The organism is Microbacterium sp. LMI12-1-1.1, assembly GCF_040676455.1.
GTDB lineage: Bacteria > Actinomycetota > Actinomycetes > Actinomycetales > Microbacteriaceae > Microbacterium.
In genome coordinates, this window is record NZ_JBEGIA010000016.1 from 88,736 (window position 1) to 100,561 (window position 11,826).

11 protein-coding genes are annotated in these 11,826 nt (G+C 71.1%); 6 read left to right on the forward strand and 5 right to left on the reverse strand.

Translation table 11 applies throughout. The annotated features are described in order from the left end of the window. Nucleotides 1–4: 4 nt before the first annotated feature. Together MRBLMI12_RS18525 and MRBLMI12_RS18530 are read right to left on the reverse strand one after the other, a co-directional pair. On the reverse strand, nucleotides 5–886 hold the full coding sequence (locus tag MRBLMI12_RS18525; RefSeq protein WP_363357717.1) for an alpha/beta fold hydrolase: 882 nt from the start codon (nucleotides 884–886) through the stop codon (nucleotides 5–7). A 13-nt stretch (nucleotides 887–899) separates the two neighbouring features. Continuing rightward, nucleotides 900–2,492 carry a carboxylesterase/lipase family protein gene (locus MRBLMI12_RS18530; RefSeq protein ID WP_363357718.1) on the reverse strand — a complete coding sequence of 531 codons (1,593 nt, stop codon included), beginning with the start codon at nucleotides 2,490–2,492 and terminating at the stop codon, nucleotides 900–902. A gap of 131 nt (nucleotides 2,493–2,623) precedes the next feature. On the opposite strand from MRBLMI12_RS18530, the gene MRBLMI12_RS18535 reads away from it, so the two are divergent. Then, on the forward strand, nucleotides 2,624–3,799 hold the full coding sequence (locus MRBLMI12_RS18535; RefSeq protein ID WP_363357719.1) for an acyltransferase family protein: 1,176 nt from the start codon (nucleotides 2,624–2,626) through the stop codon (nucleotides 3,797–3,799). Between the two features lie 33 nt (nucleotides 3,800–3,832). Here MRBLMI12_RS18535 and MRBLMI12_RS18540 read toward each other — a convergent pair whose 3' ends face one another. Then, nucleotides 3,833–4,783 (reverse strand): helix-turn-helix transcriptional regulator, encoded by a 951-nt coding sequence (locus MRBLMI12_RS18540; protein ID WP_363357720.1) that lies wholly within the window; start codon nucleotides 4,781–4,783, stop codon nucleotides 3,833–3,835. Nucleotides 4,784–4,850: 67 nt separating this feature from the next. Between MRBLMI12_RS18540 and MRBLMI12_RS18545 the strand changes: the two genes are divergently transcribed. The 4 genes from MRBLMI12_RS18545 to surE all read left to right on the forward strand — a co-directional run bounded on the left by MRBLMI12_RS18545 (nucleotide 4,851) and on the right by surE (nucleotide 9,158). After that, entirely contained in the window at nucleotides 4,851–6,002 is a 1,152-nt protein-coding gene (locus MRBLMI12_RS18545; protein ID WP_363357721.1) for an epoxide hydrolase family protein, read from the forward strand. A gap of 153 nt (nucleotides 6,003–6,155) precedes the next feature. Further along, nucleotides 6,156–7,217, forward strand: a complete 1,062-nt coding sequence (locus tag MRBLMI12_RS18550) for an isopenicillin N synthase family dioxygenase (protein ID WP_363357722.1) — start codon at nucleotides 6,156–6,158, stop codon at nucleotides 7,215–7,217. 70 nt (nucleotides 7,218–7,287) lie between these two features. Beyond that, nucleotides 7,288–8,367 (forward strand): 1-phosphofructokinase family hexose kinase, encoded by a 1,080-nt coding sequence (locus MRBLMI12_RS18555; RefSeq protein WP_363357723.1) that lies wholly within the window; start codon nucleotides 7,288–7,290, stop codon nucleotides 8,365–8,367. Further along, entirely contained in the window at nucleotides 8,364–9,158 is a 795-nt protein-coding gene (gene surE, locus MRBLMI12_RS18560) for a 5'/3'-nucleotidase SurE (RefSeq protein ID WP_363357724.1), read from the forward strand. Before MRBLMI12_RS18555 ends, surE begins: the two co-directional genes overlap by 4 nt. Before the next feature lie 108 nt (nucleotides 9,159–9,266). Here surE and rpsO read toward each other — a convergent pair whose 3' ends face one another. Continuing rightward, nucleotides 9,267–9,536 (reverse strand): 30S ribosomal protein S15, encoded by a 270-nt coding sequence (gene rpsO, locus MRBLMI12_RS18565; RefSeq protein ID WP_056121136.1) that lies wholly within the window; start codon nucleotides 9,534–9,536, stop codon nucleotides 9,267–9,269. A gap of 308 nt (nucleotides 9,537–9,844) precedes the next feature. On the opposite strand from rpsO, the gene MRBLMI12_RS18570 reads away from it, so the two are divergent. Beyond that, nucleotides 9,845–10,786, forward strand: coding sequence for a DMT family transporter (locus MRBLMI12_RS18570; protein WP_414686236.1), 942 nt, complete (start codon nucleotides 9,845–9,847; stop codon nucleotides 10,784–10,786). Nucleotides 10,787–10,807: 21 nt separating this feature from the next. On the opposite strand, the gene MRBLMI12_RS18575 is transcribed toward MRBLMI12_RS18570, so the two are convergent. Beyond that, nucleotides 10,808–11,755: an AraC family transcriptional regulator gene (locus tag MRBLMI12_RS18575; RefSeq protein ID WP_363357725.1), complete on the reverse strand. Its 948-nt coding sequence runs from the start codon at nucleotides 11,753–11,755 to the stop codon at nucleotides 10,808–10,810. Between the last annotated feature and the right edge of the window lie 71 nt (nucleotides 11,756–11,826).

The following is an 11,826-nucleotide window of genomic DNA, read 5'->3' on the forward strand; positions in this document are numbered from 1 at the left end:
GCTGTCACTGCGCGTCGGCGAAGAGCCGCAGCATGTCGCGCACGAGCTGGTGCGGGGCCGTCTCGCAGGGAGCGTGTCCCGTAGCGTAAGTCGCGACACGCGCGCCGATGCGCAGCGCATAGGCGTCGTGCTGCGCCTGCGGCCACAGGTCATGCTCCCCGACGGCGATGAGCTTCGGGATCTCGATCCCGGCGACGTCGTCCGAGAAATCGGGCGTGGCCATCATGAGGCCGACGACGTCGTCGATGCAGGCGCGGCCGGTGACCCCGAGCCGCTCGCGCACGAACGCGATGCGTCCGGGGGGCGTGCGGTTGAGGTTGTAGCGGATGCCCCAGAGGATGAGCCCCGCCGCACGGTGCGGCGACATGTCGGAGATGGGGCCGATGTGCTTCACGCCGCGGAACACCTGGCCCGTCGCCGGCGGCGCCGCCATCAGCGTGAGGCTGCGGAAGAGGTCGGGGCGCGCGACCAGCGCGAGCTCCGTCACCAGGCCCGCGAAGCTGTAGCCGAGCACGTGCGCCGGTCCGCCGGCTTCGAGGATCGCGATCAGGTCGTCGACGAACAGCGGGTAGTCGTAGGACTCGCGGGGCGGATCGAGGTGCTGCGGCCCCGCGTCCATCGACTCGTAGTGTCCGGCGATGTCGTACGCCTCGACGCGGTAACCGGCGGCCGCGAGGAGCGGGAACAGCAGGACGAAATCCTCCTTCGATCCCGCCACGCCGGGCACGAGCACCACGCGTGGCGCGGCGGGGTCGCCCAGACGGACCCTGGCGAGGCCGCCGCTCGGGGCACGGAACAGATCGCGCTCGGTACCGTCGGGGAACACGTGCCAGTCGAGGTCGGGCAGGGCCTGGTCGCGCTCGAGCGCGTCGTCGATCGTCGTCATCGCGACTGTGAGACTACCGCTCGGGAAGACCGTCGAGCTCGTCCTGACGCGGCGCGTAGTCGATGTGGCCGCCGTCGGCATCGAACGCCTGCACCGGCCGCCGGCTCGACCAGGCCTCCCATCCCGGATCGCCCGTGACCACGAACGACACCCAGGCGCGGTGCATGGCGTCGGCGAGCGTCTGCGGACCGGCATGGCCGCCCAGAGCCGCGGCGTCGGGCGTGTCGATGCGATCGAACACGAAGCCGAGCTCCATTCCGTGCGCGGCGCCCAGACGGTCGACGGGGCTGCGCCACCGGAACTCGTAGACCCACGTCGGGGAGGCGGCTGCCGAATCGACCACCCGGCTGTGAGGCGCAGCCGGGTCGTCTGTCCGGCTGTCGGCGAACCTCGCGATCGGGCCGCGCAGGAGAACGTCGGTCACCACCTCACCGAGCACCTCGCCCGGTGTCGCATCGGGCCGGCGGGCACGGTGCGCCTTCACGATGCGCGAGGGCACCCGCGACGCGAGGCGGGCGAGGGCCAGGGTGCGATTCGTGATCCGGTCGAGCACTCCGCTGGGCACGAACCAGAGCCGGTACTCCTCGCTCGTGGAGCCGATCAGCACGGGGATGCCGCGGCCGGCGCCGGCGAGCAGGGCGTCGAGGGGATTGCGGGGCACGGCGTCGCCGCCGATGGCGAGCGCAACGCTGGGGCCGCGGCCGAGCGGCGAGCCGCCCGCGGCGATCGCCCGCTGCTGCGCCACCAGCTCTTCCGCTTTCACCGCGGCGATTCCGGCGCGCGTCGCAGAGACCTTCAACCTCTTCGCGATCTCGCGCGTCATGCGTCCGGCCTTCTTCGAAGACTGCGCGGAGAGCGGCCCTGACTGGAGGATCGCGCGGTCGAACAGTTCCGTGGCGTGTGGCAGGGCGAGCAGTGCGGTCAGGGTGTTGGCGCCGGCGGAGTGGCCCATCACGGTCACCGTCGCAGGGTCGCCGCCGAAGGCCGCGATCTCGCGCCGCACCCAGCGCAGCGCCGCCTGCTGGTCGAGCACGCCGAGGTTCTGCGGCACGTCGTCGAGCACCGCGAAGCCTTCCTGGCCGAGCCGGTACTGGATCGAGACGTACACGATGCCGTGCCGTGCGAACGTCTGCCCGTCATAGGCCGGCAGCGCTGCCGCGCCGCGGGTGAGTGCGCCGCCGTGCACGAAGACGAGCACCGGCAGCGCCGCATCTGCCGGGCGGTCGGCCGGCGTCCACACGTTCACCGTGAGGATGTCGTCGCCGGCGATCTCGACGGTCGGCAGGTACTTCTCGAGGCCGCCGCCATAGGGCGCCTGCGGAGCCGTGGGACCGAAGGCCGAGACATCCCGCTCCCCCTCCCATGGCGGTGCCGGCTGTGGCTCGCGGAAGCGGAGACCGCCGGCCGGCGCGGCGGCGTAAGGGATGCCGAGGAAACGATCGAGCGTTCCCTCCCGGGTGCCGCGAACGAGACCGCCGCCGATCCGCACGACGGGACGCGCGTCGTCCGGCGCGCCGGCCGCGACTTCTGTCGTCGTGGTGCTCGTGCGCGCAGGGGCGTCCTGCACCGGCTGGGCGCCGCGGGCAGAGGGCATGGGCACCGTCATCGTGGTCTCCTCCTGGCGCACGTCGGCGGCGCTGCCGTACTCAGACTCAGCCCGCGTGGGACTCGGTGTCAAGCGGAGGCGAAGCGGATCATCCCCGGATAGTCTGGTCTGCGCCCCGGCGAGAGGTGACGATGACCGGCAGCAGCGCTCCCCCCACGGCGACCACCCCGACGGGGTCGATCGCCCGCCCCCGACGGCGCACGCCCTTCTGGGACAACGCCCGCTTCGCCTGCATCGTCCTGGTCGTGCTCGGTCACGCCGTGCAGCGGCTGACGTACGACTCCGACATCGCGCTGAGCCTCTACCTCGTCGTGTACGCGTTCCACATGCCGGCGTTCGCCGTGATCTCGGGCTACTTCTCCAAGTCGGATGCCCCCACGAAGACCCAGATGGCGCGTGTCATCACCGACATCCTGGTGCCGTACGTCGTGTTCGAGGGACTGTGGACCCTGACGAAGTGGCTCGTCGAAGGGCAGGCCAACCCCAACCTCACCCAGCCTTCGTGGACGCTCTGGTTCCTGCTGGCGCTGGGCATCTTCCGCGTCGTGCTCCCCTACCTCGCGCTGCTGCGCTGGCCACTGCTGTGGACGGTGGTGATCTCGATCGGCGCGGGCTACCTGCCCAACATCGACTCGACGTTCTCGCTGTCGCGCACCCTGGGCCTGCTGCCCTTCTTCACCCTCGGCTGGTGGCTGCGCGAGCACGACGTCGTCGCACGGCTGCGGCTGCTGGACCGCCGCCCGTGGTGGGTGTTCGCCGGAGGCATCGGCCTGTTCGCCATCGCCGCCTGGGCGGCGTGGTTCTTCGTCGACGACTGGCGAGCCATGAACCTGCGGGAGTGGCTCTTCTACGACGAGAACTACGCGTCCATCGGCGGCACCCAGTGGTGGGCCGGCGGCGTGCGCCTCGTCCTCATGATGGTGGCGGTGCTGCTGTCGACGGCGTTCTTCGCGCTGCTTCCGCGCGACACCCACTGGTGGACGCACTTCGGCCAGTACACGATGTACGTCTACCTGCTGCACTCGTTCGTGCTGTACCCGTTCCGCGAGAACGGCCTGCTGCGCAACGCCGAGCCCACTTGGCTCTGGCTGCCGCTGGTCATCGTCGGCTCGGTGCTCATCGCACTGGGGCTGGCGACGCGCCCGGTGCGCCGCGTCTTCCGCCCGCTCGTCGAGCCGCGCCCGGCGTGGCTGTTCGCCGACCGCACGCTGGCGCGACGCGAGGGTCGTCGCAGCGATCCCACCGGTTCGCGCCGGCCGCGCGAGCAACCGCGGGCGCCCCGGCCCGATCCCCGCCAGAACGGCTGACCGGCGTGGCGCACCGTCACTGCGCCTTCGCGATCAGCCTGCGGCGCGCGCGTAGCGCTCCGCGAGGCGCTGCAGGTGCGGCACGAGCTCGGGCGGAGAGTCGACGGTGAAGTCCATGCCCAGCATGCCGATGTAGGCGGCGATGGTCTCGAGGCTGTCGGCGCCCGTCACCAGCACGGACGTCGTCCGCCCCACCGCCTCGACGACGCCCACGGTCGGGTTGATGCGCGCGATCACCTGTTCCGCAGGCGCGGCGATCCGCAGACGCGCATGGACGTTCCACCCGGCGGCCGCGATCGAGCGCAGCGCGAAGGCGGTGAAGTCTCCCCCGGGCACCGGCACGGGGTCGAAGCGACGCCGCGTCGGCATACGCGGCTCGATCCAGTCCAGCCGGAACGTCTCCCACTCCTGGGTGTCGGGATCGCGCGCGACGAGGTACCAGCGGCGCTGCCAGCTGAGCAGCCGGTACGGCTCGACGCGTCGAGCCGTGCCGCGGTCGTCGAAGCGCAGCCACTCCCCCGCGTGCACCGCCTGCGCGACCGCGCTCAGCACGCGGGGATCGACCTCGGGATCGGGTGCGTCGGTGCCGACGTTCTCGGGGCCGCTGTCGATGGTCGCCGCCACCGCATCCACGGTGGGCCGAAGGCGCTCGGGCAGCACCTGCAGCAGCTTCGCGAGCGCGCGGGCGCCCGCCTCGTCGACGCCGGCCACGCCGCGGGCCACGCGCAGCCCGATCGCCACGGCGACCGCCTCCTCGTCGTCCAGCAGCAGCGGTGGAAGCTTGCCGCCCGCCGCCAGCCGGTACGACCCGGCGCGGCCGCGTTCGGCCTCGACGGGGTAGCCCAGCGAGCGCAGGCGCTCGATGTCGGTGCGGATGGTCCGCACCGAGACGTCGAGTCGCGTGGCCAGCTCCGGCCCCGGCCATCGCGGGCGGCTCTGCAGCAGCGCGAGGAGTGCGAGCATCCGCGCGGATGTGTCGGCCATCTCGCTCGTTTCGTGATCTCGGATATCAGGAAGAGAACCTGCCTGTTTCGACCGTAGCGTCGTAGACATGAACACCGCAACCGCCGCCACCACCGCCACCACCGACATCCGCCCCTTCCGCATCGACGTGCCGCAGGCCGACCTCGACGACCTCACCGACCGCCTGGCGCGCACCCGGCTCCCCCAGCCGGCGCCCTCCGATGACTGGGAGTCGGGAACGCCCCACCAGTACCTCGCGGATGCCGTCGCACGCTGGCGCGACGACTTCGATTGGCGCGATGCCGAGGCGCGCATGAACGAGTTCCCGCACTTCCTCACCGAGATCGACGGGCAGCCGATCCACTTCGTGCACGTGCGCTCGCCGCACGAGGGCGCCACGCCGCTGATCCTCGCGCACACGTACCCGGGCTCGTTCGTCGACTACCTCGACATGATCGGCCCGCTCGTCGACCCCGTCGCACACGGCGGCCGCGCCGAGGACGCCTTCGATGTCGTCGTGCCCGATGCGCCGGGGTTCGGCTTCAGCCAGCCGGTCACGCAGCCGGGCTGGACCACCGCGCGCGTCGCCGCCGCCTACGACACGCTGATGCGCCGTCTGGGCTACGACTCGTACGGCATCCACGGCAGCGACAACGGTGCGATGGTCGCGCGCGAGCTGGGGCTGCTCGATCCCGCGGGGTTCCTCGGCCTGCACGTGCTGCAGCTGTTCTCGTTCCCGTCGGGCGACCCGGCCGAGTTCGAGAAGCTGGAGCCCCAGGACTACGCCGGGCTCGAGCACATGCAGTGGTTCCAGTCCGTGGGCGCCTACAACACGATGAACGCCGCCCGTCCGCAGACCATCGCCGCGGCGCTGTCGGACTCGCCGGTGGGGCACCTCGCCTACGCCGAGCTGTTCAACTCCTTCGGCAACGGCACCAGCCTCGTCCCCCTCGACGCCATCCTCACCGAGGTGAGCGTCGCGTGGTTCGCCAACGCGTCGGCCGGCATGAGCCGTGCCTACCGCGACAATGCGCTGGCGGATGCCGAGCCGCGCGTGAGCGGCGCCCGCACGGGTGTCGCCGTGTTCAAGGACGACTTCCAGACGATCAAGGTGTTCGCGGAACGCGACAACACGAACATCGTCCACTGGAGCCGCTTCGAGACGGGCGGCCACTATGCGGCGCTGGAGGTGCCGGAGCTGGTGGTCACCGACATCCGGACCTTCTTCGCCCGCGCCTGACGCCCCCTGTGCTCCCCGCCCCCTATGTTCACTTGCGCTGGATGTACGCCACGCCGGGCATGTCGCGTACGTTCAGCGCAAGTGAACGTGGGGGGGCAGAAACGGTACGCAACAAACCGAGCGGATGCCGCGGCATCCGCCTAGCCTCGCCTCATGACCGAGCTCAATCTGCCGATCCTGGACCTCTCCCGGCTCGACGCGGGTGCCGAGGCGGCCGCGCAGTTCCGCGACGAACTGCGCGCGGCGACCCACGACGTCGGGTTCTTCTATCTCACCGGCACCGGCGTCTCGCCCGCGCTGGAAGCACGTCTGCACCGCGCCGCCCGCGGGTTCTTCGCCCTCCCCGAAGCCGACAAGCTCGCGATCGAGAACGTCAACAGCCCGCACTTCCGCGGATACACGCGCATCGGCGGCGAGCGCACGCAGGGCAAGGTCGACTGGCGCGAGCAGATCGACATCGGCCCCGAGCGCGAGGCCGTGACGGAGCCCGATGCCCCGGACTTCGCGCGCCTCATCGGGCCGAACCTCTGGCCCGAAGCGCAGCCCGAGCTGCGCGACGTCGTGACGGAGTGGCACGACCACCTGTCGGGCGTCGCGCGCAAGCTGCTGCGCGCCTGGGCGCTGTCGCTCGGGGCGGCGGAGAACTACTTCGACGAGCACTTCGGCGAGCCGTCCACGCTCATCAAGATCGTCCGCTACCCCGGCAAGGAGGACCCGACGCCCCAGCAGGGAGTCGGCGCCCACAAGGACTCCGGGGTGCTCACGCTGCTGTGGGTCGAGCCCGGCAAGGGCGGACTCCAGGTGGAGCGTGATGGACAGTGGGTGGATGCGCCCCCGGTACCGGGCGCGTTCGTCGTCAACATCGGCGAGCTGCTCGAGCACGCCACGCAGGGCTACCTGATCGCGACCAAGCACCGGGTCATCTCGCCGAAGTACCCCGACGACCGCATCTCGGTCCCGTTCTTCTTCAACCCCGCGCTGGACAAGCGCCTCCCGCTGATCGAGCTGCCCGACGAGCTCGCCGCGCAGGCGCGCGGTGTCACGCAGGACCCGTCGAATCCGATACACGCGCTCTACGGCGAGAACGCGCTCAAGTCGCGCCTGCGCGCCCACCCCGACGTCGCCGGGATCCACCATGCGGACCTCGTGGCGGCGCGTGCGGCGGCTTCCGAGCCGAGCGCCCGGGAAGCGGTGGCATCGGGCTCCTCCGCCTGACGTTCTTGCAGGTCTCCCCGCGCCGTGCAAGGGGGTCCTCGACGGCGGGACGCGCGCCTAGCGTGGCGGTATGAGCGACGTGACGATCTTCGCCCCCTCCCCGACGCTCACCGTCACCGTCGAGGAGCACGACGACGAGCCGGACATCCATGTCCACGCCGGCGGCCAGGGCGTCTGGCAGGCGCGCATGCTGCTGCGACTCGGTGTCTCGGTGACGATGTGCTGCAGTCTGACCGGCGAGATCGGGCGGATGCTGCGGCATCTGCTCGAAGACGAGGGCCTCACCGTCGCAGGCGTCGAGCGGCCCGGGAAGGGCTCGGCCTACGTGCACGATCGCCGCGGCGGCGAGCGTCGCATCATCGCCGAGACGGGCGGTGACCCCCTCGCCCGGCACGATCTCGACGAGCTCTACGGTGTGACCCTCCGCGAGGGACTCGCCTCCGGCCTGGCGATCCTCAGCGGACCGGCCGGCGACGAGACGCTCCCTGCCGACACCTACCGCCGGCTGGCCGCCGATCTTCACGCCGGGGGCGCCACGGTCGTCGTCGATCTCGCCGGCGCACGGCTCGACGCGGCTGTCGAGGGCGGCGTCGACGTGCTCAAGGTCAGCGACGAGGAGCTGGCGAGCGACGGGCGTATCGACGACGACTCCGCAGCGGGGATCATGGCCGCGATGAGGCGGCTCCGGAAGGAGGGGGCGCGTGCCGTGATCGTCTCGCGCTCGCCCGAACCCATGCTCCTGCTCGATCCGGACGGATTCCTCGAGGTCACGGCACCGCGCCTGGAGGTCGCCGACACGCGCGGCGCCGGTGATTCGCTCACCGCAGGCGTGGCGGCCGGCATCGCGCGCGGCGAGAGCGTGCGCGATGCGATCTTGACCGGCGCCGCCGCGGCCGCGCTGAACGTCACGCGACACGGGCTGGGAACCGGCGATCCCGACGCGATCGCGGCGCTGCGATCGGCGGTGACAGTAAGGCAGCTGCTCGATGAGGCCGAGGCGGGGATGGATCAGCCGGTGACGGGCCACGTCAGTCCGGACGGGCTCGCGGCCCTCGCAGAGCCGGCGGAGCATCCGCCGGGCGGGGCGCCGTCGGGCGGCTCGCCGCGGGCCGGGCACCCCGAGACGGCGGAATCGGGGAACCCGCGATGACCCGCACGCTCATCACCAATGACGACGGCATCGACGCCCCGGGCCTCCACTCCCTCGCCCGTGCCGCCCGTGACGCCGGTCTCGAGGTGACCATCGCGGCGCCCGTCCGGCAGTCCAGCGGCTCCAGCGCGTCGATCGTGGCCGCCGAGGAGGATGGCCGTATCGCGATCGAGCGCCGCGAGCTTCCCGGGCTCGAAGGCATCGCCGCCTTCGCGGTGCGCGGCGGCCCGGGGCTCATCGCCCTCATCGCGGCGCACGGCGCCTTCGGCGACCCGGCCGAGCTCGTGCTGTCGGGAGTCAATCACGGCGCGAACGTCGGCCGCGCCATCCTGCACTCCGGAACCGTGGGCGCTGCCTTGACCGGCGGCCTCAACGGGGCATGGGCGGCCGCGGTGTCACTGGACGTCGGCATGAATCCGGAGCAGTTCCATTGGGATGCCGCCTCCGCCGCCGCGATCGGCGTCCTGCCGTTCCTGCTCGAGCGGCCACGCGGGACCGTCGTCAACGTCAACGTCCCGAACGCGCCGGACAACCGCGGGGCGGTCGAGGCCGCCCTCGCCCCCTTCGGCATCGTGCAGACGACGCTGAGCGAGCGGGACGCCGGCCACATCCGCCTGGCGGTCGAGGACCTGCCGAACACCCCGCAGCCCGGCAGCGACGCCGCACTCCTGGCGGAGGGATGGGTCACGCTCACCGGCCTCGATACGGTGTCGCAGCTGCCACTCGGCTTCGAGGCGTCACGCGCATCCGCCCGCCCGTCGCGGTCGGCAGCCTCGCAGCGCGAGGCGTGAGGCGAACCCCGCGGGCTCAGCGATCAGCGGAAAAGATGAAGGCCTCCCCACACCGTGGGGAGGCCCTCCAAGAATGTTTCGCGCGATAGAACGCTGGTGCGCGATGCCTTAGCGGCGGAGTCCGAGGCGCTCGATCAGCGACCGGTAGCGGTTGATGTCGATGTCCTGGAGGTAGCCGAGCAGACGACGGCGCTGACCGACCATCAGGAACAGACCACGACGCGAGTGGTGGTCGTGCTTGTGCTCCTTCAGGTGCTCTGTAAGGTCCTTGATGCGCTGCGTCAGCATCGCGACCTGCACCTCGGGGGATCCGGTGTCACCGGGGTGCGTCGCGTACTCTTCGATGATCGCCTTCTTGGCGTCTGATTCGAGTGGCATAGATGGGATCCCCTTTCTCGTCGTTGCGCGGCGCCCGACGCCTGATGCGCGAGCTCTCTTTATCCGCGGCCGATCTAACGGCAACCTGAAGAGTCTACCAGCAGACGGATGCCGCGGCGAACGCGCTCACGCTGAGCCCGGGTACGTCCGAATCGGGTCGACGCTCGCCGGCATCCGGGCGTACGACGTCGAGAATCCCGTCCCCTGACCGTCGCCGCAACGTAGCCGAACCGCCGCAGATCGGCGGATTTCGGACGTCGCAGCCGACCGCGCGCCCCGGCGTCGCAGGGCGACCGTAGGGTGGCCACGTGGCATCGACGACCGACATGGCTCCCGTGACACGCGCAGAGCGACTGCCCTCCGCGCGCTGGATCACGGTGCAGTTCGTGCTCGCCGGAATCGTGTGGGGCTCGAGCTTCCTCTTCATGAAGGTCTCGCTGACCGGCATCTCCCCGGCGCAGGTCGCCTGGACCCGCATCCTGCTGGGCGCCCTCACGCTCGGCGCGCTCGTCCTCCTGCGCCGCGAGCAGCTCTCGCGCAGCCTCCGCGTCTGGGGCCACCTGACGGTGCTCGGGATGACCTTCTGCGTCATCCCGTTCCTGCTGTTCTCGTGGGCGCAGCAGCACGTGAGCTCGGGCGTCGCGAGCATCTTCAACGCGACGACTCCCATCATGACCGCGATCATGGCCTGGCTGGTGTTCCGCGTGGAGCGCCTCAAGGCGGTGCAGGTCATCGGCATCGGCGTCGGCATCCTGGGCGTGATCGCGATCATCGCGCCGTGGCAAGGCCTCGCGCTGGGCGGCAGCCTCGTCGCCGAGCTGGCGATCCTCGGGGCGACCGCGAGCTACGGCTTCAGCTTCGCGTACATGCGGCGCTTCGTCTCGAACACGGGGATGTCGGCACTGGCGTTCACTTTCGGCTACATCGCCATGGCAGGCGCGGTGATGGTCGTGCTCACGCCGTTCCTCGTCCTGACCCCGGTACGCCTCGACGTGCCCATCGTCGTGAGCCTCGTCCTGCTCGGCTGCCTCGGCACCGGGATCGCGTACGTCTGGAACCAGAACACCGTCCGAGCGTGGGGTCCCACGCGCGCCTCCACCGTCACCTACATCACGCCGGTGGTCGGAGTCATCCTCGGCATCGTCATCCTGGGCGAGACGATCTCGTGGAACGAGCCCCTCGGCGCACTCGTCGTCTTCCTCGGCATCCTGCTCGCGCAGGACCGCCTGCGCCGGCGACCGCGCTCCTGACACGCGCCCGATCGACTCTCCTCAGGCCGCGGCCCGGCGGACGCGCCCCGGCGTCTCACCGATCACGCGCGCGAAGGCGCGGCTGAACGCGGCCTCGGATCCGTAGCCGTGCGCGGCGGCGACCGCCGCGACGCTGCGTCCTCCGGCGAGCATCGCGCGCGCGGCGCGCATCCGCGCCGCCGACACATAGGTCATCGGCGGCGTGCCGACCACAGCGGTGAACCGCGCCGCGAAGACCGAGCGTGACATCGTCGCGCGGCGCGCGAGCGCGTCGAGAGTCCACGGGTGCCCCGGATCGCGGTGGACCGCGGCGAGTGCGGCGCCCAGCTGCGGATCCCGCAGCGCAGCGAGCCACCCGCTCGATTCCGACTCCTGGTCGGCCAGCCATGCCCGGACGGTCTCGACGACGAGCACGTCCGCCAGCCGCGTGGCGACGGCATCTCCCCCGGGCTTCGGCTCCCGCAGCTCGCGCGCGAGCAGCGGCAGGAGTGCCGCCATCACCGGATGCCTGGCCGAGTCGACGATGACGACCGACGGCAGCACCGCGAGCATGTCATCGACCGCGGGCGAGTCGAACGCGACCACGCCGCACAGCATCGCCAGGGGCGGATCGGCGGCCTCCGGCCCGATCCTCAGCACCGAGAAGGCGTCGCCGAGCATCGTCTGCGGCAGGAGGTCGGCGCGTCCCACGACCTGCGCACCGGGACTCGTCGAGATGCGGTGCCCGATCCCCCGTGGCACGAGCGCGAGCATCCCGGCATCGAGCGGGACAGTATCGGCACCCTCGACCTCGAGGTGTGCCGTCCCGTGCGCGACGATGTGGAAGCTGAGCGTGCCCGGAAACTGCGGCATCTCCACGGAACCCTCCGCGGACGCTTCCGTCCACGAATAGAACGCGCCGCGCATGCGGACGCGGTAGAGCGCAGCAGTCAGGGCGTCCTCCGTGTCCCACGGCATGGTGACACTCATGAAGCCTCCCGGACGATCAGTCATGGAATACGTACTTTTGACGATAGATCATCCTGTGTGCGACTGCGAGG